The sequence below is a fragment of the Streptomyces sp. NPDC045431 genome (assembly GCF_040646655.1).
Taxonomy (GTDB): Bacteria; Actinomycetota; Actinomycetes; order Streptomycetales; family Streptomycetaceae; genus Streptomyces.
Genome location: NZ_JBEZAQ010000006.1, coordinates 302,627 through 326,776, shown reverse-complemented (window position 1 = coordinate 326,776; position 24,150 = coordinate 302,627). Strand labels below are relative to the sequence as shown.

Annotated in this window: 22 protein-coding genes and 4 tRNA genes; 17 read left to right on the top strand and 9 right to left on the bottom strand. The window is 69.7% G+C overall.

The genetic code is table 11. The annotated features are described in order from the left end of the window. Positions 1 to 187: 187 nt before the first annotated feature. Entirely contained in the window at positions 188 to 1,402 is a 1,215-nt protein-coding gene (locus AB0A69_RS17010) for an amino acid permease (RefSeq protein ID WP_361421588.1), read from the bottom strand. Positions 1,403 to 1,488: 86 nt separating this feature from the next. Here AB0A69_RS17010 and AB0A69_RS17005 point away from each other — a divergent pair, with 86 nt between their 5' ends. Further along, the gene (locus tag AB0A69_RS17005) at positions 1,489 to 1,758 is read left to right on the top strand and encodes a GlsB/YeaQ/YmgE family stress response membrane protein (RefSeq protein WP_361421585.1); all 270 of its coding nucleotides are present in this window, start codon (positions 1,489 to 1,491) and stop codon (positions 1,756 to 1,758) included. A gap of 14 nt (positions 1,759 to 1,772) precedes the next feature. Here the strand turns inward: AB0A69_RS17005 and AB0A69_RS17000 are convergent, their stop codons facing one another. The 3 genes from AB0A69_RS17000 to AB0A69_RS16990 form a co-directional block, all read right to left on the bottom strand. Further along, positions 1,773 to 2,447 carry an alpha-ketoglutarate-dependent dioxygenase AlkB gene (locus AB0A69_RS17000; RefSeq protein WP_361421582.1) on the bottom strand — a complete coding sequence of 225 codons (675 nt, stop codon included), beginning with the start codon at positions 2,445 to 2,447 and terminating at the stop codon, positions 1,773 to 1,775. Continuing rightward, positions 2,444 to 2,950: a methylated-DNA--[protein]-cysteine S-methyltransferase gene (locus tag AB0A69_RS16995; protein ID WP_361421580.1), complete on the bottom strand. Its 507-nt coding sequence runs from the start codon at positions 2,948 to 2,950 to the stop codon at positions 2,444 to 2,446. The genes AB0A69_RS17000 and AB0A69_RS16995 overlap by 4 nt, the downstream gene beginning before the upstream one ends. A gap of 146 nt (positions 2,951 to 3,096) precedes the next feature. Next, positions 3,097 to 3,585 carry a YajQ family cyclic di-GMP-binding protein gene (locus tag AB0A69_RS16990; RefSeq protein ID WP_361421577.1) on the bottom strand — a complete coding sequence of 163 codons (489 nt, stop codon included), beginning with the start codon at positions 3,583 to 3,585 and terminating at the stop codon, positions 3,097 to 3,099. 173 nt (positions 3,586 to 3,758) lie between these two features. Here AB0A69_RS16990 and AB0A69_RS16985 point away from each other — a divergent pair. Further along, positions 3,759 to 3,840, top strand: a tRNA-Tyr gene (locus tag AB0A69_RS16985). Between the two features lie 68 nt (positions 3,841 to 3,908). On the opposite strand, the gene AB0A69_RS16980 is transcribed toward AB0A69_RS16985, so the two are convergent. From AB0A69_RS16980 to AB0A69_RS16970, 3 genes are read right to left on the bottom strand one after another with little or no spacing between them, the layout of a single operon-like run. Beyond that, positions 3,909 to 4,424, bottom strand: coding sequence for a GyrI-like domain-containing protein (locus AB0A69_RS16980; RefSeq protein ID WP_361421574.1), 516 nt, complete (start codon positions 4,422 to 4,424; stop codon positions 3,909 to 3,911). Continuing rightward, positions 4,421 to 5,077 carry an SDR family oxidoreductase gene (locus tag AB0A69_RS16975; RefSeq protein WP_361421571.1) on the bottom strand — a complete coding sequence of 219 codons (657 nt, stop codon included), beginning with the start codon at positions 5,075 to 5,077 and terminating at the stop codon, positions 4,421 to 4,423. The genes AB0A69_RS16980 and AB0A69_RS16975 overlap by 4 nt, the downstream gene beginning before the upstream one ends. Before the next feature lie 34 nt (positions 5,078 to 5,111). Further along, a complete protein-coding gene (locus AB0A69_RS16970) occupies positions 5,112 to 6,347 on the bottom strand; it encodes an amidohydrolase family protein (RefSeq protein ID WP_361421568.1) in 1,236 nt (411 codons plus the stop codon). 269 nt (positions 6,348 to 6,616) lie between these two features. On the opposite strand from AB0A69_RS16970, the gene AB0A69_RS16965 reads away from it, so the two are divergent. From AB0A69_RS16965 to AB0A69_RS16940, 6 genes are all read left to right on the top strand, one after another. After that, positions 6,617 to 6,689, top strand: a tRNA-Thr gene (locus tag AB0A69_RS16965). A 46-nt stretch (positions 6,690 to 6,735) separates the two neighbouring features. Continuing rightward, a tRNA-Met gene (locus AB0A69_RS16960) sits at positions 6,736 to 6,808 on the top strand. Between the two features lie 93 nt (positions 6,809 to 6,901). Further along, positions 6,902 to 7,066 carry a 50S ribosomal protein L33 gene (gene rpmG, locus AB0A69_RS16955; protein WP_003948671.1) on the top strand — a complete coding sequence of 55 codons (165 nt, stop codon included), beginning with the start codon at positions 6,902 to 6,904 and terminating at the stop codon, positions 7,064 to 7,066. Positions 7,067 to 7,161: 95 nt separating this feature from the next. Further along, positions 7,162 to 7,614 (top strand): MaoC family dehydratase N-terminal domain-containing protein, encoded by a 453-nt coding sequence (locus tag AB0A69_RS16950; RefSeq protein ID WP_356645128.1) that lies wholly within the window; start codon positions 7,162 to 7,164, stop codon positions 7,612 to 7,614. A 7-nt stretch (positions 7,615 to 7,621) separates the two neighbouring features. Then, positions 7,622 to 8,050: a MaoC family dehydratase gene (locus tag AB0A69_RS16945; protein ID WP_361421564.1), complete on the top strand. Its 429-nt coding sequence runs from the start codon at positions 7,622 to 7,624 to the stop codon at positions 8,048 to 8,050. 85 nt (positions 8,051 to 8,135) lie between these two features. After that, positions 8,136 to 9,230 carry a UDP-N-acetylmuramate dehydrogenase gene (locus AB0A69_RS16940; protein WP_361421561.1) on the top strand — a complete coding sequence of 365 codons (1,095 nt, stop codon included), beginning with the start codon at positions 8,136 to 8,138 and terminating at the stop codon, positions 9,228 to 9,230. A gap of 21 nt (positions 9,231 to 9,251) precedes the next feature. Here AB0A69_RS16940 and AB0A69_RS16935 read toward each other — a convergent pair whose 3' ends face one another. Both AB0A69_RS16935 and AB0A69_RS16930 read right to left on the bottom strand, forming a co-directional pair. Continuing rightward, a complete protein-coding gene (locus AB0A69_RS16935; RefSeq protein WP_361421558.1) occupies positions 9,252 to 10,283 on the bottom strand; it encodes an adenosine deaminase in 1,032 nt (343 codons plus the stop codon). 134 nt (positions 10,284 to 10,417) lie between these two features. Beyond that, entirely contained in the window at positions 10,418 to 11,644 is a 1,227-nt protein-coding gene (locus tag AB0A69_RS16930; RefSeq protein ID WP_361421555.1) for a pyridoxal phosphate-dependent aminotransferase, read from the bottom strand. Between the two features lie 194 nt (positions 11,645 to 11,838). On the opposite strand from AB0A69_RS16930, the gene AB0A69_RS16925 reads away from it, so the two are divergent. From AB0A69_RS16925 to AB0A69_RS16885, 9 genes are all read left to right on the top strand, one after another. Beyond that, a tRNA-Trp gene (locus AB0A69_RS16925) sits at positions 11,839 to 11,911 on the top strand. Between the two features lie 102 nt (positions 11,912 to 12,013). Beyond that, entirely contained in the window at positions 12,014 to 12,292 is a 279-nt protein-coding gene (gene secE, locus AB0A69_RS16920) for a preprotein translocase subunit SecE (RefSeq protein WP_355366709.1), read from the top strand. A 77-nt stretch (positions 12,293 to 12,369) separates the two neighbouring features. Beyond that, the gene (nusG, locus tag AB0A69_RS16915; RefSeq protein ID WP_361421551.1) at positions 12,370 to 13,263 is read left to right on the top strand and encodes a transcription termination/antitermination protein NusG; all 894 of its coding nucleotides are present in this window, start codon (positions 12,370 to 12,372) and stop codon (positions 13,261 to 13,263) included. Positions 13,264 to 13,423: 160 nt separating this feature from the next. Continuing rightward, positions 13,424 to 13,858, top strand: coding sequence for a 50S ribosomal protein L11 (gene rplK, locus AB0A69_RS16910; protein ID WP_003956479.1), 435 nt, complete (start codon positions 13,424 to 13,426; stop codon positions 13,856 to 13,858). 79 nt (positions 13,859 to 13,937) lie between these two features. Beyond that, positions 13,938 to 14,660, top strand: a complete 723-nt coding sequence (gene rplA / locus AB0A69_RS16905; RefSeq protein ID WP_361421547.1) for a 50S ribosomal protein L1 — start codon at positions 13,938 to 13,940, stop codon at positions 14,658 to 14,660. Positions 14,661 to 15,051: 391 nt separating this feature from the next. Beyond that, positions 15,052 to 15,582, top strand: a complete 531-nt coding sequence (gene rplJ, locus AB0A69_RS16900; RefSeq protein WP_361421544.1) for a 50S ribosomal protein L10 — start codon at positions 15,052 to 15,054, stop codon at positions 15,580 to 15,582. Between the two features lie 114 nt (positions 15,583 to 15,696). Then, a complete protein-coding gene (rplL, locus tag AB0A69_RS16895) occupies positions 15,697 to 16,086 on the top strand; it encodes a 50S ribosomal protein L7/L12 (protein WP_361421541.1) in 390 nt (129 codons plus the stop codon). A 527-nt stretch (positions 16,087 to 16,613) separates the two neighbouring features. Beyond that, positions 16,614 to 20,099 carry a DNA-directed RNA polymerase subunit beta gene (gene rpoB, locus AB0A69_RS16890; protein WP_355366724.1) on the top strand — a complete coding sequence of 1,162 codons (3,486 nt, stop codon included), beginning with the start codon at positions 16,614 to 16,616 and terminating at the stop codon, positions 20,097 to 20,099. 129 nt (positions 20,100 to 20,228) lie between these two features. Next, on the top strand, positions 20,229 to 24,128 hold the full coding sequence (locus AB0A69_RS16885) for a DNA-directed RNA polymerase subunit beta' (protein ID WP_361421537.1): 3,900 nt from the start codon (positions 20,229 to 20,231) through the stop codon (positions 24,126 to 24,128). Positions 24,129 to 24,150 lie beyond the last annotated feature (22 nt).

Below are 24,150 nucleotides of genomic sequence, written 5' to 3'. Positions count from 1 at the left end.
CCATGACGGAACACGCGTACGACTTCGGGGCCTGGGCGCCCCGAATATCCCGGACCTGAGCGCGGCCGCGCGCTATCCCGCCCTCAGCGCGGCCGCGCGACGGGCCGCACTCGCGCCGCCCGCGCCCGAACCCGCACCGGGGAGCCGCCCGGCAGGGACCCCGCAGCTCTGCCGCCCCGCCCGGGCCCTACCCGCGCCGCACCGCGTAGATCACCGCGCCCGCCGCCAGTACCGCCGCCCCCGCGAGGACGGACGACACCGGCAGGGCGAACGCCAGCAGCGCGCACCCGGCCAGGCCCGCCACCGCCAGGATGCGGCCGGTACCGAGGGTCCACGCCGAGGCGTTGGCGATCGCGTAGTAGGCCAGCACCCCGAACGACGAGAAGCCGATCGCCCCGCGCAGATCCGCCGTGGCCGCCACCAACGCGATCACCGCGCCCACCGCCAGCTCCGCGTGGTGCGGCACCTGGTAACGGGGGTGGACGGCGGCGAGGGTGCGCGGCAGGTGCCCGTCGCGGGCCATCGCCAGCGTCGTCCGGGAGACACCGAGGATCAGCGCCAGCAGCGAGCCGAGCGCGGCCACCGCCGCGCCGACCCGCACCACCGGGACCAGCCAGCCGTGCCCCGCCGCGCGCGCCGCGTCCGCGAGCGGGGCCGCCGACCCGGCCAGCTCCCGCGCGCCCAGCACCGACAGGACGGAGACCGCCACCACCACGTACACCACGAGCGCGATGCCCAGCGCGAGCGGGACCGCCCGCGGGATGGTCCGCGCCGGGTCCCTGACCTCCTCGCCGAGGGTGGCGATCCGCGCGTACCCCGCGAAGGCGAAGAACAGCAGACCCGCCGCCTGGAGCACACCGCCCACCGACGCGTCACTTCCCAGCTCGAGCCGCCCGAAGTCCGCGGCCCCCGACCCGAGAGAGGAGACCGCCACCGCGGCCAGGACCGCCAGCACCACCGCCACGATCGCGCGCGTCACCCACGCCGACTTCTGCACGCCCCCGTAGTTCACGGCGGTCATGGCCACCACCGCCGCGACCGCGACCGCGTGCGCCTGCCCCGGCCACACGTACGCGCCGACCGTCAGCGCCATCGCCGCGCACGACGCGGTCTTGCCCACGATGAAGGCCCACCCGGCCAGGAAGCCCCAGAAAGGACCGAGCCGTTCGCGACCGTACACATAGGTGCCACCCGACGCCGGATAGCGGGCGGCGAGGCGCGCCGACGCCATGGCGTTGCAGTACGCCACGCCCGCGGCCAGCGCGAGCCCCGCGAGCAGCCCGCTGCCGGCCGCTCCGGCCGCCGGTGCCAGGGCCGCGAAGATCCCGGCCCCGACCATGGAGCCCAACCCGATGACGACCGCGTCGAAGACGCCCAGCGACCGCCGCAACTCCCGTGTCATGTGCCGCACCCTACTGACGTCCGCAACCTTCCCCGGCGCCCCCGGCGTCCTCCACGACAACACCGTATGAAAGGCAGGTTCCCGGCATGAGCTTCCTCAGCTGGATCGTCCTCGGGCTGCTGGCCGGAGTCATCGCCAAGATCCTGCTCCCGGGCCGCGACCCGGGCGGCTTGATCGGCACCACCCTCATCGGCGTCGCGGGCGCCTTCGTCGGCGGCTGGCTGTCGGCCCGCTTCCTGGACCGGCCGATCACCAACGAGTTCTACGACGGAGCCACCTGGGCGGCGGCCATAGGCGGCTCACTCGTGCTGCTGATCGCCTACCGCATCCTGTTCGGCCACTCCCACTCGCGCTGAGCCGCCCGACGCCCTCAGGAGAGCCCGGTCTCGCGCAGGGTGATGTCCAGCCGTCCCGAGGGAAGCCCCGCCGCCGGGTCGCCCGTGTCCGGGTACACCTTCGGCACCCCGTGGTACGCGAACCGCGACGGCCCGCCGAAGACGAACAGGTCGCCCGACACCAGCTCCACGTCCGTGTAGGGCCGCCCACGCGTCTCGGTGTTCCCGAACCGGAAGACGCAACGGTCCCCGATGCTCAGCGACACCACCGGGGCGCCGGACCGCTCCTCCCGGTCCCGGTGCATGCCCATCCGGGCCCCGGGCTCGTAGAAGTTGACCAGCGCGGTGTCCGGGGCGTAGCCGCCGTGCCCGCCCTCGTCCCCGTACGCCGCCACGAGCGCCGCCCGCCCCAGCTCCGCCAGCCAGTCGGGGAACTCCGCCACGCGGGCGCCGTTCACGTCGTCGGCGGTGCGACTGTAGCGGTACGGCTGCCAGTGCCAGCCCACGCACACCGTGCGGACGGACATCACGCCACCGCCCGGCAGCACCGTGTGCCGCATCGGCACCGGCCCGCGCGCCCAGCCCCGGCACACCTCGACCAGCTCCCGCTGCCGCTCCACCGGCAGCCACCCGGGCACGTGCACGGCCCCCGGCGCGACCTCCGTCCGTTCGCGCCGCAGCGGAAAGAGCCCGTCGGCGCCGTCCGTCACCGCGTCCGTGCGCCTTCCAGCCCCAGCAGCCGCTCCTTGCGCCCCAGCCCGGCCGCGTACCCGCGCAGCGCCCCGTCCGCGCCGATCACCCGGTGGCAGGGCCGCACCACCAGCAGCGGGTTGCGTCCGATCGCCGTCCCCACGGCCCGTACCCCGGCCCCCGGGGAGCCGACCCGTGCGGCGATCTCGCCGTACGTCACGGTCTCGCCGTACGGGATGTCCTCCAGCGCCCGCCACACCCGCCGCTGGAAGTCCGTGCCGGCCCCGTCGGCGTACGGGACGTCGAAGCGCGTCAGCCGGCCGGCGAAGTACGCCGTGAGCTGCGCCGCGATGCCCTCGAACGCCTCCGGCGCGTGCCGCCACCCGTCCCGGACGACCGCGCCGCCCTTCTGCTCCGGCAGCGAGAGCGAGACCAGCGCCGTACCGGCCCCCTCGGGGCCGGTCTCCTCGCCGACCAGCAGCATCGCGCCGAGCGGCCCGTCGACGTACGCGTACACCGTCATGGCTCGGTCTTCCCTTCCTCGCGCTCGGCCCCGGCCCGCTCCTGACTGCCGGGCAGGGGCTCCGACCGCCAGTCTGGGCGCGGCACCGGCCCGGCCGCTGGCGGAAATCGGACACGAAGCCCGGGCCGGGTGGCGTCAGCGGCGGCTCAGCGGTAGTTCACGAACTGCAGCGCGAAGTCGAAGTCCTGCTGCTTCAGCAGCGCGATCACGGCCTGCAGGTCGTCACGGCTCTTCGAGCTGACCCGCAGCTCGTCGCCCTGCACCTGCGCCTTGACGCCCTTGGGGCCCTCGTCGCGGATGATCTTCGCCACCTTCTTGGCGTTCTCCTGGGAGATGCCCTCCTGGATCGACGCGAAGATCTTGTACTCCTTGCCGGACAGCTGCGGCTCACCGGCGTCCAGCGACTTCAGCGAGATGCCCCGCTTGATCAGCTTGGACTCGAACACGTCGAGGATGGCCTTGACCCGCTCCTCGGAGTTCGCCTGCATCAGGATCTTCTCGCCGGACCAGGAGATGGAGGCCCCGACGTTCTTGAAGTCGTAGCGCTGGGAGATCTCCTTCGCCGCCTGGTTGAGGGCGTTGTCGACCTCCTGCCGCTCGACCTTCGAGACGATGTCGAAACTGGAGTCGGCCATGTCCTGTGGCTCCTTGGGTCGGGTGCGTATCAGTGCCCCCAAAGCCTAGTCACCCGCACCCACCCCACCTGCTGATCAAACCGGTGGCGAAGCACCCGTCGGCATCAGGTATTGTTTACGTCGTTGCCACGGAGCACCGCCGAGAAGCGGACCTCTCCACGGCGACATCCCATGGCGGTGTGCCCGAGTGGCCAATGGGAGCGGACTGTAAATCCGTCGGCTTAGCCTACCCAGGTTCGAATCCTGGCGCCGCCACAGGAAGAACGGCCCCTGATCTGCGGAAACGCGAGATCAGGGGCCGTTTTCACATGCCCTCGCGGGCCTCAGTCCGCCAGGCGGAACGCCAACTCCGTCTCCCACTCGGCCGGATCCGGCTCCTTGCGCGGGTCCGTGCGGTACGACTCGATGCGGCAGCCCCACCGCTCCACGCCGTCCACCACCCGCATGTCCCACTCCAGCCCCTGCTCCCGCGCCCACTCCAGCAGGGTCCTGACCGCCGCGAGCAGGCCCTCCGGGTGGCCGACGCGGGTCAGGGTCGCGTAGCGGCCGGCCGGCAGCAGGGCCACGCCGACGTCGCCCTCCGGTTCCGGGGCCGAAGCGACCGGGATGCCCGCCTCCACCTCGCACGCGCCGCCCTCCGCAGCGACCGTGTTGTAGCGGAAGAACGGCGCCCCGGCCCGCGGGATGTCCCGCGCCGCCAGCCACCCCACCAGCTCGGGCAGCCGGTCGGCGACCTCGGCGAAGCGGTCCATCGTCACGGAGCGGCGCAGGAAGACGTACGGCTGCTCGGGCCGCTCCTCCACCACGGGCCCGCGCCGCCCGGGCCCCGCGCCGCTCACTCGCCCGCGATCGCCTTGACGGCGACCGCCACCGGCACCGACCCGCCGACCAGCTCCAACGTCAGGCCCGCCGTCGCCGGTGTCTCCACCAACTCGGCCAGCACCGCCGCCACGTCGTCGCGCGGCACCGGACCGCGCCCGGTGGACGCCTCCAGCCGCACGAGCCCCGTACCGGCGTCGTTCGTCAGCATGCCGGGCTTGAGGATCGTCCAGTCCAGGCCCGAGCGCGACCGGAGGTCGTCGTCCGCCGCGCCCTTCGCCCGCAGGTACGCGTCGAAGACCTCGTCCCCCTGCCGCCGCGCGTCCGCGCCCATCGACGAGACGAGTACGAAGCGCCGTACCCCGGCCCGTTCCGCCGCGTCCGCGAAGAGCTGCGCCGCGCCCCGGTCCACGGTGTCCTTGCGCGCGGCGCCGCTGCCCGGCCCGGCGCCGGCCGCGAAGACCGCCGCGTCCGCGCCGCGCAGCACTTCCGCGACCTCGTCGACGGCGGCCGACTCCAGGTCCAGCACGACCGGTTCGGCGCCGGCCTCCCGCACCGCGTCCGCCTGTTCCGGGTCGCGGATGATCCCCGCGGCCTCGTGCCCGCCGGCCGAGAGCAGCCGCTCCAGTCGCAGGGCGATCCGACCGTGTCCTCCAGCGATGACAATGCGCATGCTCTCGACCGTACGACTCCGGAGCCGAAACCGCTCAGGGGCGGGCGTCCGGCCGCCCCTGGCGCGGCAGTTCGAGCGCCGCGGCCGAGTCGCAGTACTCCCGCACCGCGCTCGTCCGCGCCACCACCCGCCCCCGGTGCACCACGATCCGGCTGTACGCCAGCGACAGCACGCCCGACAGCCGCTCCCCGCGCACCGCCAGCAGCTCCGCCGGGAAACCCGCTTCCACGCGCACGGCGGGCAGCCCCATCGCCTCCCGCGCGGACCCGCTCACCGCCGCGTACGCCTCACCCGCGCCCAGGCCGCCCTGCGACGCCAACAGGTACGCCGCCTCCAGCGGATCGCCCCGCCCCACCGGATTGGCGACGTCCCGCAGCGCCCCGCTCCCCGCCGCCAGCCGCACCCCGGCCGCCCGCAGCAGCCGTACCGGCGCGGCGCCGCGCACCTCCGTCCCCGCGCAGCCGCCCTGCGGCAGGCACACGACCGTCACGCCCGCCGCCGCGAGCCGGTCGGCCGCCCGGGCCGCCGCGTCCCGCGGCAGCCGCCCCAGGGCCCCGCAGGGGCCGATGGTGACCCCCGGCCGCAACCCGCCCGCCAGCGCGGCCAGCCGCGCGAGCCGGGCCGGGTCGTCGCCGTCGGTGTGCAGGTCCACGGGGCAGCCGTGCTCGGCCGCCACCTCCAGCACGGCCTCCGCGTACCCGATGGGGTCCGGGTCCAGGTCCGGGCAGCCCCCGACGACGGAGGCGCCCATCTTCACCGCGTCGCGCAGCATCGCCAGCCCGTCGGCGCCCGCCACGCCGGTCAGCAGCCGCGGCACGGCCACCGCCGTCAGGTCGGCCAGCCCGCGCAGCGAGCGGCGCGCCTGGAGGACCGCCTCCAGCGGCCCGAGGCCCTGCACGTCGCCGATCCGGACGTGCGCGCGTACGGCGGTCGCGCCGTGGCCGAGCTGGAGCAGCGCGGCCTCGGTGGCACGCCGCTGGACGTCCTCGGTGGCGTACGACACGGGGCCGGGGGAGTCGGCACTCAGGGCGGTGTCCGCGTGCGCGTGCGGCTCGGCGGGCGCGGGCAGCAGCACGTAGCCGCTCAGATCGACCCGGGCGGTGCCGGCGGCGGGCAGGCTGCCCGCCGTGCCGACGGCCTCGATGCGCCCGCCGGCGAGCCGTACGTCGACGGCCCGGCCGTCGGTGAGGCGGGCGCCGCACAGCAGCAGCGTGGTGGCGTCGGCGGTGGCGCCCTCGGGTGGGTGCGGCTGCTGGCTGTCGGAGGACATCTGGCTCCTCTGGCTCCTGGCGCTTCTGGCGCTCCTGGCGGGGGGCTCGGGCGCGACCCGGACATCGGTCGTCGGTACGCGAGTACGCGCAAGATCACGCAGCGTGAGGCGAGCCTAGGGGCCCTTCCGCAGGGCTTCGAGGAGGAGCGCAATAGTCGTACCGGCGTGGGGCGCGAGTGGCGTACGTGGCGGGGGAGTCGGCAGTCGCCGCGTCGCCCGGAATCGGATTTGGGCGAACGGCAGCCGACCGTGTAATGTCTTCATCGCTCGCCCCAATAGCTCAGTCGGCAGAGCGTCTCCATGGTAAGGAGAAGGTCTACGGTTCGATTCCGTATTGGGGCTCTGGTGTCGGTGATCCTCGCCTTCGGGCGAGGGGATCCAGCATCACAGCGGTGTAGCTCAGTCGGTAGAGCAAGCGGCTCATAATCGCTGTGTCACCGGTTCAAGTCCGGTCACCGCTACTTACTGAAAGTAGCCGATTGCAGGGTCGGTCCTTCGATCGGCTACTCTTTCTTGCGTTCACCCGTCCATCCGTCCGTCATAGGAGCACTCACGTGGCTGCCACCGACGTCCGCCCGAAGATCACGCTGGCCTGCGTGGAGTGCAAGGAGCGGAACTACATCACCAAGAAGAACCGGCGTAACAACCCGGACCGTCTTGAGATGAAGAAGCACTGCCCGCGCTGCAACGCGCACACTGCGCACCGCGAAACGCGCTGAATCAGGCTCGTACACGAGGCCGTCCCCACCCGGGGGCGGCCTCGTGTCGTTTGTCACCACAGTCAGCAGGAGCATCAGCAGGAGGTAGCCAGCCCATGGCGCTCGACCAGTCCTTCGTGGGGCGGACCTATCCGCCCACCGCGCCGTACGAGGTCGGCCGGGAAAAGATCCGCGAATTCGCCGAGGCGATCGGTGACGCGAATCCGGCCTACGTCGATACGGAGGCTGCCAAGGCGCTGGGTCACCCCGATGTGATCGCCCCGCCGACTTTCGTGTTCGCCATCACCTTCAAGGCGGCCGGACAGATCATCGAGGACCCGCAGCTGGGCCTGGACTACAGCCGGGTCGTCCACGGTGACCAGAAGTTCGCCTACAGCCGTCCGGTACGCGCGGGGGACCGGCTCTCGGTCACCTCGACCATCGAGGCCATCAAGTCGCTCGCGGGCAACGACATCATGGACGTCCGGGGCGAGGTGCACGACGAGGCGGGCGAGCACGTCGTGACGGCGTGGATCAAGCTGGTGGCGCGGGCCGCCGAGGAGGCGTGAGGCGACGATGACCGCGAAGATCGCATACGACGAGGTCGAGGTCGGCACCGAGCTCCCGGCGCAGAGCTTCCCCGTGACGCGCGCCACGCTGGTGCGGTACGCGGGCGCCTCCGGGGACTTCAACCCGATCCACTGGAACGAGAAGTTCGCCAAGGAGGTCGGCCTGCCGGACGTCATCGCGCACGGCATGTTCACCATGGCCGAGGCGATCCGGGTCGTCACGGACTGGGCCGGCGACCCGGCCGCGGTCGTCGAGTACGGGGTCCGCTTCACCAAGCCGGTCGTGGTCCCCAACGACGACCAGGGCGCCGTGATCGACGTCACGGCGAAGGTCGCCGCGAAGCTGGACGACAACCGCGTGCGGGTCGACCTCACCGCGATGAGCGCGGGCCAGAAGGTCCTCGGCATGTCCCGCGCCGTGGTGCAGCTGGCCTGAGGCCCCGAGGCCCCGAGGCCCTGAGGTCCCGAGGCCCCAGCCACCTCGCCCCCGGCCCCCGGGTGACCAGGGCGCCGGGGGCGAGGTGGCTTCGCTGTCGGTGGCCCCCCGTAGTCTTGGGGCCGTGCAGGAACTCCACGACGCCCCCCTCGCCCCGCTGACCACCTTCCGGCTCGGCGGCCCCGCCACCCGCCTCGTCACGGCCACGACCGACGCCGAGGTCGTCGCCGCCGTGCGCGAGGCCGACGCCGCCGGGACGCCGCTGCTGGTCATCGGCGGCGGCTCCAACCTCGTCATCGGCGACAAGGGCTTCGACGGCACCGCCCTGCGCATCGCCACCCAGGGCTTCTCGCTGGACGGCACGCGGCTGGAGCTCGCCGCGGGCGAGGTCTGGTCGGACGCCGTCGCGCGTACCGTCGAGGCCGGCCTCGCGGGGATCGAGTGCCTCGCCGGCATCCCCGGCTCGGCGGGCGCCACGCCGATCCAGAACGTGGGGGCGTACGGGCAGGAGGTCTCCGCCACCATCACCGAGGTCGTCGCGTACGACCGCCGCGCCGGCGAGACCGTGACCATCCCGAACACCGCGTGCGACTTCTCGTACCGCCACAGCCGCTTCAAGGCGCACCCCGACCGGTTCGTGGTGCTGCGCGTCCGCTTCGAGCTGGAGGACGCGCAGGGCATGAGCGCCCCGATCCGGTACGCCGAGACGGCGCGCGCCCTGGGCGTCGAGCCCGGCGACCGCGTCCCGGCCGCCACCGCGCGCGAGACGGTCCTCAAGCTGCGGGCGGGCAAGGGCATGGTCCTGGACCCCGAGGACCACGACACCTGGTCGGCCGGGTCCTTCTTCACCAACCCGATCCTCGACGAGGCCGCGTACGAGACGTTCCTCACGCGCGTCCACGACCGCCTCGGCCCGGAGGTCACCCCGCCCGCCTTCCCGGCGGGGGAGGGCCGCGTCAAGACGTCGGCGGCCTGGCTGATCGACAAGGCCGGCTTCACCAAGGGCTACGGTTCCGGCCCCGCCCGCATCTCCACCAAGCACACCCTCGCCCTCACCAACCGCGGCGGGGCCACCACCGAGGACCTCCTGGCCCTGGCGCGCGAGGTCGTCGCGGGCGTACGGGACGCCTTCGGCATCACGCTGGTCAACGAACCGGTGACGGTCGGCGTCAGCCTCTGACGGCCCCGCTCACCGGGTCCCTCACGCTCCCGGGGCGGCCGCCAGCCAGTCGTCGACGCCCGCCAGCAGCTTCGCCCGGACGTCCTCAGGAGCCGCCGAGGCCCGGACCGACTGGCGGGCCAGCTCCGCGAGCTCCTCGTCCGTGAAACCGTGGTGCACGCGCGCGATCTCGTACTGCGCCGCCAGCCGCGAGCCGAACAGCAGCGGGTCGTCCGCGCCCAGCGCCATCGGCACCCCGGCCTCGTACAGCGTCCGCAACGGCACCTGCTCCGGCTTCTCGTAGACGCCCAGCGCCACGTTGGACGCCGGGCACACCTCGCACGTCACGCCCTTCTCGGCCAGCCGCCGCAGCAGCCGCGGATCCTCCGCCGCCCGCACCCCGTGGCCGATGCGCCGCGCCCCCAGGTCGTCGAGGCAGTCCCGTACGGACGCGGGGCCGGTCAGCTCGCCGCCGTGCGGCGCCGCCAGCAGCCCGCCCTCCCGGGCGATCGCGAACGCCCGGTCGAAGTCGCGCGCCAGGCCGCGCCGCTCGTCGTTCGACAGCCCGAACCCGACCACACCGCGGTCCGCGTAGCGGACGGCGAGGCGTGCCAGCGTGCGGGCGTCCAGCGGATGTTTCATGCGGTTCGCCGCCACGAGGACGCGCATCCCGAGGCCGGTCTCGCGCGATGCGCTCTCCACCGCGTCCAGGATGATCTCCAGCGTGGGGATCAGCCCGCCCAGCCTCGGCGCGTACGACGTCGGGTCCACCTGGATCTCCAGCCACCCGGACCCGTCCCTGACGTCCTCCTCCGCGGCCTCGCGCACCAGCCGCCGGATGTCCTCCGGCTCGCGCAGGCACGACCGGGCGAGGTCGTACAGCCGCTGGAAGCGGAACCACCCCCGCTCGTCGGTCGCCCGCAGCTTCGGGGGCTCCCCGCCGGTCAGCGCCTCGGGCAGGTGGACGCCGTACTTGTCGGCGAGATCCAGCAGGGTGGCGGGCCGCATCGACCCGGTGAAGTGCAGGTGCAGATGGGCCTTGGGCAGCAGCCGCAGATCTCGTACGTGCTCCATTCGGGGATCTTGCCAAAACCGCCGCCCGCGTGGGAGCCCCTTTCGGCCCCTTTCACCGATCGGGTGTTTGCGGGAACGAAGAAGCGGGCCCCGGCACAGTGCCGGAGCCCGCCAACCCACTCTTGAGAGGAGGTTCAGTCACGCGCCTCGCTCAGCAGCTTCTGCATCCGCGATACGCCCTCCACCAGGTCCTCGTCACCCAGCGCGTACGACAGCCGCAGATATCCCGGCGTACCGAACGCCTCGCCCGGTACGACCGCGACCTCGGCCTCGTCCAGGATCAGCGCCGCCAGCTCCACCGAGGTTCCGGGGCGCTTGCCGCGGATCTCCTTGCCGAGCAGACCCTTGACCGACGGGTACACGTAGAACGCGCCCTCCGGCACCGGGCAGACCACGCCGTCGATCTCGTTGAGCATCCGCACGATCGTCTGGCGGCGCCGGTCGAACGCGGTGCGCATCTCGGCGACCGCGTCCAGGCTGCCGGAGACGGCGGCCAGGGCGGCGGCCTGCGCGACGTTGGAGACGTTCGACGTGGCGTGCGACTGGAGGTTCGTCGCGGCCTTCACCACGTCCTTCGGACCGATGATCCACCCCACGCGCCAGCCCGTCATGGCGTACGTCTTGGCCACGCCGTTGACGACGATGCACTTGTCCCGCAGCTCCGGCAGCAGGGCCGGCAGCGAGGTGAACGTGGCGTCGCCGTACACCAGGTGCTCGTAGATCTCGTCCGTCAGCACCCACAGGCCGTGCTCGACGGCCCAGCGGCCGATCGCCTCGGCGTCTTCCTTGCTGTAGACGGCGCCGGTCGGGTTGGACGGGGAGACGAACAGGACGACCTTGGTCCGCTCCGTACGGGCCGCCTCCAGCTGCTCCACCGACACCCGGTAGCCGGTGGTCTCGTCGGCGACGACCTCCACCGGGACACCGCCGGCGAGCCGGATGGACTCCGGGTACGTCGTCCAGTACGGCGCCGGGACGATGACCTCGTCGCCCGGGTCGAGGATCGCGGCGAAGGCCTCGTAGATCGCCTGCTTGCCGCCGTTGGTCACCAGGACCTGGGAGGCGTCGATCTCGTAGTCGGAGTCGCGCAGCGTCTTCGCGACGATCGCGGCCTTCAGCTCGGGCAGGCCGCCGGCCGGCGTGTAGCGGTGGTACTTCGGGTTGCGGCAGGCCTCGATCGCGGCCTCGACGATGTAGTCCGGCGTCGGGAAGTCGGGCTCACCCGCGCCGAAGCCGATCACCGGGCGGCCGGCGGCCTTGAGGGCCTTGGCCTTGGCGTCGACGGCGAGGGTCGCGGACTCGGAGATCGCGCCGATGCGCGCGGATACCCGGCGCTCGGTGGGAGGGGTTGCAGCGCTCATGCGGCCCATCGTCCCAGACCCCGGAGGGGCCCGGTACACAGGTTTCGCTGTGCGGACGGACGGTGCGTCAGGGGGTGCCGCGGCCGTGTCCGGGGCTATCTGTTCGACGCGGAGCCGCTGACCACGTACACTCTCTGCTCGTTGGCCCTCACCGACCACATCCGCGGATGCGGTAGGTTGGGGGAGAACGACAAAGGGTCGTAGCTCAATTGGTAGAGCACCGGTCTCCAAAACCGGCGGTTGGGGGTTCAAGTCCCTCCGGCCCTGCTACACACACCGCCAGGATGTGTGCGCAGGTATGTATGTCATTGCACCGCCGTGCGGCTCCACCCGGGCGCGGCACGGCCGACCCGGAATCAGGTGAGAGACGTGACGGACGCCGTAGGCTCCATCGACATGCCTGATGCCGAAGACGAAGCGCCCAAGAAGAACCGCAAGGGCGGCAAGCGCGGCAAGAAGGGCCCGCTGGGCCGTCTCGCGCTCTTCTACCGCCAGATCGTCGCCGAGCTGCGCAAGGTCGTCTGGCCCACGCGCAGCCAGCTGTCGACGTACACCACCGTCGTCATCATTTTCGTCGTCGTCATGATCGGTCTCGTGACCGTGATCGACCTCGGCTTCCAGGAAGCAGTCAAGTACGTCTTCGGCTGATTCCCGCGGAGGGCGCCCACCCCGGCGCCCCTTTTCGCATGTTCCACCCCATCTGTATCCAGGAAGAAGCAGCCACCGTGTCTGACCCGAACCTGAACGAGTCCGCCCAGGACGAGCTCGACGTCGTCGAGGCGGCCGACGAGGACCAGGCGGAAGCTGCGGACGCCGCTGCCGGCGAGGCGGCCGAGGAAGCCGCGCTCCACGTCGAGGACGAGGACGCGGACGAGGCCGTCGAGGGCGAGGACGACGTCGAGACCGCCGAGGAGGCGGACGAGGAGTCCGAGATCGAGCCCGTCGAGGACGAGGCCGCCGAGGACGACGAGGCCGAGGCCGCCGAGGAGCCCGAGGCCCCCGTCGACCCGGTCGCCGCCCTGCGCGAGGAGCTGCGCGGCCTGCCCGGCGAGTGGTACGTGATCCACACCTACGCGGGCTACGAGAAGCGCGTGAAGGCGAACCTGGAGCAGCGTGCCGTCTCGCTGAACGTCGAGGACTTCATCTACCAGGCCGAGGTGCCCGAGGAAGAGATCGTCCAGATCAAGAACGGCGAGCGCAAGAACGTCAAGCAGAACAAGCTGCCCGGCTACGTGCTCGTCCGTATGGACCTGACGAACGAGTCCTGGGGTGTCGTCCGCAACACCCCCGGTGTCACCGGCTTCGTGGGCAACGCCTACGACCCGTACCCGCTGACCCTGGACGAGATCGTCAAGATGCTCGCCCCGGAGGCCGAGGCCAAGGCCGCCCGCGAGGCCGCCGAGGCCGAGGGCAAGCCGGCTCCGGCTCGCAAGGTCGAGGTCCAGGTGCTGGACTTCGAGGTCGGCGACTCGGTCACCGTCACCGACGGCCCGTTCGCCACGCTCCAGGCCACGATCAACGAGATCAACGCCGACTCGAAGAAGGTCAAGGGCCTCGTCGAGATCTTCGGCCGCGAGACCCCGGTCGAGCTGAGCTTCGACCAGATCCAGAAGAACTAACCTCCACAGGTTTCCGGTCAGGTCAGATCAGCTGTCGCAGCTGCTCTGACCTGCTCGGTTTTTGGCCGCACCGCCATACCCGTTATCGTGGTGCGGTATGCCTCCATCCGGATGATCCGGACGGCGGCTGGAAAACTCTCACTAGGACCCGGAGAGAGCAATGCCTCCCAAGAAGAAGAAGGTCACGGGGCTTATCAAGCTCCAGATCCAGGCCGGTGCGGCCAACCCGGCTCCGCCGGTCGGCCCCGCGCTGGGTCAGCACGGCGTCAACATCATGGAGTTCTGCAAGGCCTACAACGCCGCGACCGAGTCGCAGCGTGGCATGGTCGTGCCGGTGGAGATCACGGTCTACGAGGACCGTTCCTTCACCTTCGTCACCAAGACTCCGCCGGCCGCCAAGCTGATCCTCAAGGCCGCGGGTGTGGACAAGGGCTCCGGCGAGCCGCACAAGACCAAGGTCGCCAAGCTGACGCGCGACCAGGTCCGTGACATCGCCACCACCAAGATGCCCGACCTGAACGCCAACGACCTGGACGCCGCCGAGAAGATCATCGCCGGCACCGCCCGCTCCATGGGCATCACGGTCGAGGGCTGATCAGCCCCCTTTGACCTCTGTGGGAGGGCCCGCGCTGGCCCCGACCACAACTCCACACCTGAACCACGCAGGAGAAGAAGTGAAGCGCAGCAAGGCTCTCCGCAGCGCGGACGCCAAGGTCGACCGGGAGCGTAACTACGCCCCCCTCGAGGCCGTCCGTATCGCCAAGGACACCGCCGCCACCAAGTTCGACGGCACCGTCGAGGTCGCCTTCCGCCTGGGTGTCGACCCGCGCAAGGCGGACCAGATGGTCCGTGGCACCGTGAACCTTCCGCACGGCACCGGTAAGACCGCCCGGGTCCTGGTCTTCGCGACCGGTGACCGTGCTGCGGCCGCGGAGGCCGCGGGCGCCGACATCGTCGGCTCCGACGAACTGATCGACGAGGTCGCGAAGGGCCGTCTGGACTTCGACGCCGTCGTCGCCACCCCGGACCTCATGGGCAAGGTCGGCCGCCTCGGCCGCGTCCTCGGCCCCCGTGGTCTGATGCCGAACCCGAAGACCGGCACCGTCACGATGGACGTCGCCAAGGCCGTCACCGACATCAAGGGCGGCAAGATCGAGTTCCGTGTCGACAAGCACGCGAACCTGCACTTCATCATCGGCAAGGTCTCCTTCGACGAGACCAAGCTGGTCGAGAACTACGCCGCCGCGCTGGAGGAGATCCTCCGTCTGAAGCCGTCGGCCGCCAAGGGCCGCTACATCAAGAAGGCGACCCTGAGCACCACGATGGGCCCCGGCATCCCGCTGGACCCGAACCGCACCCGCAACCTCCTCGTCGAGGAGGACCCGGCCGCCGTCTGATCCTGACGGCCGTCGCGGGTCTCGCGTACGCAGAAGCCGGCCCCCGTCGCTCTCCGGAGCGGCGGGGGCCGGTTTTTTCGCGCCCGGGGCCACCGGGGCCCGTGAGCCGTTCGGCCCGATTTGCTTGACGAGGGACCATTCGCGTACGCTTCCGAGGAAGCCAAAGACCGCTGGTCGTTGCCGTGCCCTCGCGAGGGGTCCGGTGGCCGAAGGATCCGCTAGCTGCGGACGACCCGCGCAGGTGACTGTGGATGAACTCCTGGATGCCGCTCCTCGATGAGCGCAGCCGGTTGAGTCACGCCCCGTGCGCCTGCGCCGGGGCGTTTCGTTTTGCCCAGTCTCCTTCCTTCAGCCCACGCGGTCCGAATCACCCGGAAGGAGGCCGAGGCTCATGGCGAGGCCCGACAAGTCTGCTGCGGTTGCCGAGCTGACGGACAAGTTCCGCAGCTCGAACGCCGCCGTGCTGACCGAGTACCGCGGTCTCACCGTGGCACAGCTCAAGCAGCTGCGCCGTTCGCTCGGTGAGAACGCCCAGTACGCCGTGGTGAAGAACACGCTGACCAAGATTGCGGCCAACGAGGCCGGGATCACTTCGCTCGACGACCAGTTCGCTGGTCCGACGGCGGTTGCCTTCATCACCGGTGACCCGGTGGAGTCGGCGAAGGGTCTTCGTGACTTCGCCAAGGAGAACCCCAACCTGATCATCAAGGGCGGTGTCCTTGATGGCAAGGCGCTCTCCGCCGATGAGATCAAGAAGCTCGCGGACCTCGAGTCCCGCGAGGTTCTGCTCGCCAAGCTGGCGGGCGCCATGAAGGGCAAGCAGTCCCAGACTGCCGCGCTCTTCCAGGCGCTTCCCTCGAAGTTCGTCCGCACCGCGGAGGCGCTTCGTGCCAAGCAGGCCGAGCAGGGCGGTGCCGAGTAATTCGGCTCGCGCATTGATCGTGGCCCCCTAGGGGCGACGGTCGCAGCGGGCCCAACGTACGCCCGCCTCACATGTACACCCGGCACCAGCCGATTTAGTGGAAGGACCGCCATCATGGCGAAGCTGTCTCAGGAAGACCTGCTCGCGCAGTTCGAGGAGATGACCCTCATCGAGCTCTCCGAGTTCGTGAAGGCGTTCGAGGAGAAGTTCGACGTCACCGCCGCCGCCCCGGTCGCCGTTGCCGCCGCCGGTGGTGCCGCTGGTGGCGCCGCCGCCGAGGCCGTCGAGGAGAAGGACGAGTTCGACGTCATCCTCACCGGCGCCGGCGACAAGAAGATCCAGGTCATCAAGGTCGTGCGTGAGCTGACCTCCCTGGGCCTGAAGGAGGCCAAGGACCTCGTCGACGGCACCCCGAAGCCGGTCCTCGAGAAGGTCAACAAGGAGCAGGCCGACAAGGCTGCCGAGTCCCTCAAGGCCGCCGGCGCGGCTGTCGAGGTCAAGTGACCTTGCGGGTCTCCTGACTCGTTCTGACGCCCCTCAGGGGCGTTTCGAAGGGCGATCACCCAGCCGGGTGGTCGCCCTTCGGCGTACCCGCGGTGCCTGTCTTGCGCTGAGCCCCACGGAGAGTATGGTGATCTTCGCCGTGCGCCCCGCTCACCCGGGGGCCTTGACGAACCGCACGCCGCGCGCAATTCTCAGGACGCGTCGTCACAACGATCCGGATCCGAGGCATGGATCGACGGGCGAACGGGCAGTATCGATGTGCGCCGACAGCGCGAGGTGCCGTGGAGTTGAGAAGAACGAGGGTCGCGATTTACTCGCCCTGGACATCAGTGGGCCAAGTGGCTACACTGACCCTTTGCGCTGCCTGTTAGCTGCTCCCTGCCCGTCACCAGGGGCATACCCTCGCAAGAGCACAGAGACCGAATGTCCTGACCAGGCCTTTTGGCTGAATCAGGGAAATTCGTCCTCGTGTCCTGTGAGGGACCGGTACGCGCGTAGTGAGTCCGAGCCCTCGGAAGGACCCCCTCTTGGCCGCCTCGCGCAACGCCTCGACCGCGAATACGAACAACGGCGCAAGCACCGCCCCGCTGCGCATCTCCTTTGCAAAGATCAAGGAGCCCCTCGAGGTTCCGAACCTCCTCGCGCTGCAGACCGAGAGCTTTGACTGGCTGCTCGGCAACGCCGCCTGGAAGGCTCGTGTCGAGGCGGCTCTGGAGTCCGGACAGGACGTCCCCACCAAGTCCGGTCTGGAGGAGATCTTCGAGGAGATCTCGCCGATCGAGGACTTCTCCGGGTCGATGTCGCTGACCTTCCGCGACCACCGCTTCGAGCCTCCGAAGAACTCGATCGACGAGTGCAAGGAGCGCGACTTCACGTACGCCGCGCCGCTCTTCGTCACGGCCGAGTTCACCAACAACGAGACCGGCGAGATCAAGTCCCAGACGGTCTTCATGGGCGACTTCCCGCTCATGACCAACAAGGGCACCTTCGTCATCAACGGCACCGAGCGTGTCGTGGTGTCGCAGCTCGTGCGCTCGCCGGGTGTGTACTTCGACTCCTCCATCGACAAGACGTCCGACAAGGACATCTTCTCCGCCAAGATCATCCCGTCCCGGGGTGCCTGGCTGGAGATGGAGATCGACAAGCGCGACATGGTCGGTGTCCGCATCGACCGCAAGCGCAAGCAGTCCGTGACCGTCCTCCTCAAGGCGCTCGGCTGGACCACCGAGCAGATCCTGCAGGAGTTCGGCGAGTACGAGTCCATGCGCGCCACCCTGGAGAAGGACCACACCCAGGGCCAGGACGACGCGCTGCTCGACATCTACCGCAAGCTGCGCCCGGGCGAGCCGCCGACGCGCGAGGCCGCCCAGACGCTTCTGGAGAACCTCTACTTCAACCCGAAGCGTTACGACCTGGCCAAGGTCGGCCGCTACAAGGTCAACAAGAAGCTGGGTGCGGACGAGCCGCTGGACGCCGGCGTCCTGACCGTCGACGACATCATCGCGACGATCAAGTACCTGGTGAAGCTCCACGCGGGCGAGACCGAGACCGTCGGTGAGAACGGCTCGACCATCGTGGTCGAGACGGACGACATCGACCACTTCGGCAACCGCCGTCTGCGCAACGTCGGCGAGCTCATCCAGAACCAGGTCCGCACGGGTCTGGCTCGTATGGAGCGCGTCGTGCGCGAGCGCATGACGACCCAGGACGTCGAGGCGATCACGCCGCAGACCCTGATCAACATCCGGCCGGTCGTCGCCTCCATCAAGGAGTTCTTCGGCACCAGCCAGCTGTCGCAGTTCATGGACCAGAACAACCCGCTGTCCGGGCTGACGCACAAGCGTCGTCTGTCCGCGCTCGGCCCGGGTGGTCTGTCCCGTGAGCGGGCCGGCTTCGAGGTCCGAGACGTGCACCCGTCCCACTACGGACGCATGTGCCCGATCGAGACCCCCGAAGGCCCGAACATCGGTCTGATCGGTTCGCTCGCCTCGTACGGCCGCGTCAACGCGTTCGGCTTCGTCGAGACCCCGTACCGCAAGGTCGTCGAGGGCCAGGTCACCGACGAGGTGGACTACCTGACCGCCGACGAGGAGGACCGCTTCGTCATCGCCCAGGCCAACGCGCCGCTGACCGACGAGCTCCGGTTCGCCGAGGCCCGCGTGCTGGTCCGCCGCCGTGGCGGCGAGGTCGACTACGTCGCGCCCGACGACGTGGACTACATGGACGTCTCGCCGCGCCAGATGGTGTCGGTCGCGACCGCCATGATCCCGTTCCTCGAGCACGACGACGCCAACCGTGCCCTCATGGGCGCGAACATGATGCGCCAGGCCGTTCCGCTCATCAAGGCGGAGGCCCCGCTCGTAGGCACCGGCATGGAGTACCGCTGTGCCACCGACGCCGGCGACGTCGTCAAGGCGGAGAAGGACGGTGTGATCCAGGAGCTCTCCGCGGACTACATCACCGTCGCCAACGACGACGGCACGTACATCACGTACCGCCTGGCCAAGTTCGCCCGCTCCAACCAGGGCACCTCGGTCAACCAGAAGGTCGTCGTCTCCGAGGGCGACCGGGTCGTCGAGGGCCAGGTCCTCGCCGACGGTCCGGCCACCGAGAACGGCGAGATGGCGCTGGGCAAGAACCTGCTCGTGGCGTTCATGCCGTGGGAGGGTCACAACTACGAGGACGCGATCATCCTGTCGCAGCGCCTCGTGCAGGACGACGTCCTCTCCTCGATCCACATCGAGGAGCACGAGGTCGACGCCCGTGACACCAAGCTCGGCCCCGAGGAGATCACCCGGGACATCCCGAACGTCTCCGAGGAGGTCCTCGCCGACCTCGACGAGCGCGGCATCATCCGCATCGGTGCCGAGGTCGTCGCCGGCGACATCCTCGTCGGCAAGGTCACGCCCAAGGGTGAGACCGAGCTGACCCCCGAGGAGCGCCTGCTCCGCGCGATCTTCGGTGAGAAGGCGCGTGAGGTCCGTGACACCTCGCTGAAGGTGCCGCACGGCGAGACCGGCAAGGTCATCGGCGTCCGCGTCTTCGACCGCGAGGAGGGCGACGAGCTTCCCCCCGGTGTGAACCAGCTGGTGCGCGTGTACGTCGCGCAGAAGCGCAAGATCACCGACGGTGACAAGCTCGCCGGCCGTCACGGCAACAAGGGCGTCATCTCCAAGATCCTGCCGATCGAGGACATGCCGTTCCTGGAGGACGGCACCCCGGTCGACATCATCCTCAACCCGCTGGGTGTCCCGTCCCGAATGAACCCGGGACAGGTCCTGGAGATCCACCTCGGCTGGCTCGCCAGCCGCGGCTGGGACGTCTCCGGCCTCGCGGACGAGTGGGCGCAGCGCCTGCAGGCCATCGGCGCCGACAAGGTCGAGCCCGGCACCAACGTCGCCACCCCCGTCTTCGACGGTGCGCGTGAGGACGAGCTGGCCGGTCTGCTGCAGCACACCATCCCGAACCGCGACGGGGACCGCATGGTGCTCCCGACCGGTAAGGCGCGCCTGTTCGACGGCCGCTCCGGCGAGCCGTTCCCGGACCCGATCTCGGTCGGGTACATGTACATCCTCAAGCTCCACCACCTGGTCGACGACAAGCTGCACGCGCGCTCGACCGGTCCGTACTCGATGATCACCCAGCAGCCGCTGGGTGGTAAGGCTCAGTTCGGTGGCCAGCGCTTCGGTGAGATGGAGGTGTGGGCGCTGGAGGCTTACGGCGCCGCGTACGCCCTCCAGGAGCTGCTGACCATCAAGTCCGACGACGTCACCGGCCGCGTGAAGGTCTACGAGGCGATCGTCAAGGGCGAGAACATTCCCGAGCCCGGCATCCCGGAGTCCTTCAAGGTGCTCATCAAGGAGATGCAGTCCCTGTGCCTCAACGTGGAGGTGCTGTCCTCGGACGGCATGTCCATCGAGATGCGCGACACCGACGAGGACGTCTTCCGCGCTGCGGAAGAGCTTGGCATCGACCTGTCCCGGCGCGAGCCGAGCAGCGTCGAAGAGGTCTGACGGGTCTGGTCGGGGCCTCCTCGTGAGGTCCCGGACCCTCCCCCCGGACCCTCCCCCTACGCCCTGGCGGGCGTGGGGGGCCCATCAGACCATGATTGAGACTCAAACCCTGAGAGGGATTGACGCATAGTGCTCGACGTCAACTTCTTCGACGAGCTGCGGATCGGCCTGGCCACCGCGGACGACATCCGTCAGTGGTCCCACGGCGAGGTCAAGAAGCCGGAGACCATCAACTACCGCACCCTGAAGCCCGAAAAGGACGGACTCTTCTGCGAGAAGATCTTCGGTCCGACCCGGGACTGGGAGTGCTACTGCGGCAAGTACAAGCGCGTCCGCTTCAAGGGCATCATCTGTGAGCGGTGTGGCGTCGAGGTCACTCGCGCCAAGGTGCGCCGTGAGCGGATGGGCCACATCGAGCTGGCCGCTCCCGTCACTCACATCTGGTACTTCAAGGGCGTCCCGTCCCGCCTGGGCTACCTGCTGGACCTCGCCCCGAAGGACCTCGAGAAGGTCATCTACTTCGCGGCGTACATGATCACGTACGTCGACGAGGAGCGCCGCACGCGCGACCTGCCCTCGCTGGAGGCCCACGTCTCCGTCGAGCGCCAGCAGATCGAGCAGCGCCGTGACGCCGACCTCGAGGCCCGCGCCAAGAAGCTCGAGACCGACCTGGCCGAGCTGGAGGCCGAGGGCGCCAAGGCCGACGTGCGCCGCAAGGTGCGCGAGGGTGCCGAGCGCGAGATGAAGCAGCTGCGCGACCGCGCCCAGCGCGAGATCGACCGTCTCGACGAGGTGTGGAGCCGCTTCAAGAACCTCAAGGTCCAGGACCTGGAGGGCGACGAGCTGCTCTACCGCGAGCTGCGCGACCGCTTCGGCACGTACTTCGACGGTTCGATGGGTGCCGCGGCGCTGCAGAAGCGCCTGGAGTCCTTCGACCTCGAGGAGGAGGCCGAGCGCCTCCGCGAGATCATCCGTACCGGTAAGGGCCAGAAGAAGACCCGTGCGCTCAAGCGCCTCAAGGTCGTCTCCGCCTTCCTGCAGACCAGCAACAGCCCCAAGGGCATGGTGCTGGACTGCGTCCCGGTGATCCCGCCGGACCTGCGTCCGATGGTGCAGCTGGACGGTGGCCGCTTCGCGACCTCCGACCTGAACGACCTGTACCGCCGCGTGATCAACCGCAACAACCGCCTCAAGCGTCTCCTTGACCTCGGTGCCCCCGAGATCATCGTGAACAACGAGAAGCGGATGCTGCAGGAGGCCGTCGACGCGCTGTTCGACAACGGCCGCCGCGGCCGCCCGGTGACCGGTCCCGGTAACCGCCCGCTGAAGTCCCTCAGCGACATGCTGAAGGGCAAGCAGGGTCGCTTCCGTCAGAACCTGCTCGGCAAGCGAGTCGACTACTCGGCGCGTTCCGTCATCGTCGTCGGCCCGCAGCTGAAGCTGCACCAGTGCGGTCTGCCCAAGGCCATGGCGCTGGAGCTCTTCAAGCCGTTCGTGATGAAGCGCCTGGTCGACCTGAACCACGCGCAGAACATCAAGTCGGCCAAGCGCATGGTCGAGCGCGGCCGCACCGTCGTGTACGACGTCCTCGAAGAGGTCATCGCCGAGCACCCGGTGCTGCTGAACCGTGCGCCCACGCTGCACCGCCTCGGCATCCAGGCCTTCGAGCCGCAGCTGGTCGAGGGCAAGGCCATCCAGATCCACCCGCTCGTCTGCACCGCGTTCAACGCGGACTTCGACGGTGACCAGATGGCCGTGCACCTGCCGCTCTCCGCGGAGGCGCAGGCCGAGGCCCGCATCCTGATGCTGTCCTCGAACAACATCCTCAAGCCGGCCGACGGCCGTCCGGTCACCATGCCGACCCAGGACATGGTGCTGGGCCTCTTCTTCCTCACCACGGACGAGGAGGAGCGCGAGGTCAAGGGTGAGGGCCGCGCCTTCAACTCCACCGCCGAGGCGATCATGGCCTTCGACATGGGCGAGCTCTCGCTCCAGGCGAAGGTCGACATCCGCTTCCCGATCGGCACCGTCCCGCCGCGTGGCTGGACCCCGCCGGTCGCGGAGGAGGGCGAGCCCGAGTGGCAGCAGGGTGACTCGTTCCGTCTGCGGACGACCCTGGGCCGCGCGCTCTTCAACGAGCTGCTGCCCGAGGACTACCCGTTCGTCGACTACTCGGTCGGCAAGAAGCAGCTCTCCGAGATCGTCAACGACCTCGCCGAGCGCTACCCCAAGGTCATCGTGGCGGCGACGCTCGACAACCTGAAGGCGGCCGGCTTCTACTGGGCGACCCGTTCCGGCGTCACCGTGGCCATCTCCGACGTCGTCGTTCCCGAGGCGAAGAAGGAGATCGTCAAGGGCTACGAGGAGCAGGACGAGAAGGTCCAGAAGCAGTACGAGCGCGGTCTGATCACCAAGGAAGAGCGCACGCAGGAGCTCATCGCGATCTGGACCAAGGCGACCAACGAGGTCGCCGAGGCGATGAACGCGAACTTCCCCAAGACCAACCCCATCTTCATGATGGTTGACTCGGGTGCCCGAGGAAACATGATGCAGATGCGGCAGATCGCCGGTATGCGTGGTCTGGTGTCGAACGCGAAGAACGAGACCATCCCGCGTCCGATCAAGGCGTCCTTCCGTGAGGGCCTGTCCGTGCTGGAGTACTTCATCTCCACCCACGGTGCCCGTAAGGGTCTGGCCGACACCGCCCTGCGTACCGCCGACTCGGGTTACCTCACCCGTCGTCTGGTGGACGTCTCGCAGGACGTCATCATCCGCGAGGAGGACTGCGGCACCGAGCGCGGTCTCAAGCTGCGGATCGCCGAGCGCGGCGAGGACGGCGTGCTGCGCAAGGCGGACGACGTCGAGACGTCCGTGTACGCGCGGATGCTCGCCGAGGACGTCGTGGTGGACGGCAAGGTCATCGCGCCGGCCAACGTCGACCTGGGTGACGTGCTCATCGACGCCCTGGTCAACGCGGGCGTCGAGGAGGTCAAGACCCGTTCGGTCCTGACCTGTGAGTCCGCGGTCGGCACCTGTGCCTTCTGCTACGGCCGTTCGCTGGCCACCGGCAAGCTGGTCGACATCGGTGAGGCGGTCGGCATCATCGCCGCCCAGTCCATCGGTGAGCCCGGTACCCAGCTGACGATGCGTACCTTCCACACCGGTGGTGTGGCCGGTGACGACATCACCCAGGGTCTGCCCCGTGTCGTCGAGCTCTTCGAGGCCCGTACGCCGAAGGGTGTCGCCCCGATCTCCGAGGCCTCCGGCCGCGTGCGGATCGAGGAGACGGAGAAGACGAAGAAGATCGTCGTCACTCCGGACGACGGCAGCGACGAGACGGCCTACCCGATCTCGAAGCGCGCCAAGGTCCTGGTCTCCGAGGGCGACCACGTCGAGGTGGGCCAGAAGCTCACCGCGGGTGCCACCAACCCGCACGACGTGCTGCGCATCCTGGGTCAGCGTGCCGTCCAGGTCCACCTGGTCGGCGAGGTCCAGAAGGTGTACAACTCGCAGGGCGTGTCGATCCACGACAAGCACATCGAGATCATCATCCGGCAGATGCTGCGCCGCGTGACGATCATCGAGTCCGGCGACGCGGAGCTGCTGCCGGGCGAGCTCGTCGAGCGGTCGAAGTTCGAGTCCGAGAACCGTCGTGTGGTCCAGGAAGGCGGCCACCCGGCCTCCGGCCGTCCGCAGCTGATGGGTATCACCAAGGCGTCGCTGGCGACGGAGTCGTGGCTGTCCGCGGCCTCCTTCCAGGAGACGACCAGGGTCCTGACGGACGCGGCGATCAACGCCAAGTCCGACTCCCTGATCGGCCTCAAGGAGAACGTCATCATCGGTAAGCTCATCCCGGCCGGTACGGGCCTGTCCCGCTACCGCAACATCCGGGTCGAGCCGACCGAGGAGGCCAAGGCCGCGATGTACTCGGCCGTCGGCTACGACGACATCGACTACTCGCCGTTCGGCACGGGCTCCGGCCAGGCCGTTCCGCTGGAGGACTACGACTACGGTCCGTACAACCAGTAAGAGTTGTTGACCGAAGGGCGGC

Coding starts and splice junctions, on each gene's coding strand:
- AB0A69_RS17010 (WP_361421588.1), bottom strand. CDS start 1,402: ATGACACGGGAGTTGCGGCGGTCGCTGGGCGTCTTCGACGCGGTCGTC.
- AB0A69_RS17005 (WP_361421585.1), top strand. CDS start 1,489: ATGAGCTTCCTCAGCTGGATCGTCCTCGGGCTGCTGGCCGGAGTCATC.
- AB0A69_RS16995 (WP_361421580.1), bottom strand. CDS start 2,950: ATGACGGTGTACGCGTACGTCGACGGGCCGCTCGGCGCGATGCTGCTG.
- AB0A69_RS16990 (WP_361421577.1), bottom strand. CDS start 3,585: ATGGCCGACTCCAGTTTCGACATCGTCTCGAAGGTCGAGCGGCAGGAG.
- AB0A69_RS16975 (WP_361421571.1), bottom strand. CDS start 5,077: ATGCGCATTGTCATCGCTGGAGGACACGGTCGGATCGCCCTGCGACTG.
- AB0A69_RS16970 (WP_361421568.1), bottom strand. CDS start 6,347: ATGTCCTCCGACAGCCAGCAGCCGCACCCACCCGAGGGCGCCACCGCC.
- AB0A69_RS16950 (WP_356645128.1), top strand. CDS start 7,162: ATGGCGCTCGACCAGTCCTTCGTGGGGCGGACCTATCCGCCCACCGCG.
- AB0A69_RS16945 (WP_361421564.1), top strand. CDS start 7,622: ATGACCGCGAAGATCGCATACGACGAGGTCGAGGTCGGCACCGAGCTC.
- AB0A69_RS16935 (WP_361421558.1), bottom strand. CDS start 10,283: ATGGAGCACGTACGAGATCTGCGGCTGCTGCCCAAGGCCCATCTGCAC.
- AB0A69_RS16930 (WP_361421555.1), bottom strand. CDS start 11,644: ATGAGCGCTGCAACCCCTCCCACCGAGCGCCGGGTATCCGCGCGCATC.
- rplK (WP_003956479.1), top strand. CDS start 13,424: ATGCCTCCCAAGAAGAAGAAGGTCACGGGGCTTATCAAGCTCCAGATC.
- rplJ (WP_361421544.1), top strand. CDS start 15,052: ATGGCGAGGCCCGACAAGTCTGCTGCGGTTGCCGAGCTGACGGACAAG.
- rplL (WP_361421541.1), top strand. CDS start 15,697: ATGGCGAAGCTGTCTCAGGAAGACCTGCTCGCGCAGTTCGAGGAGATG.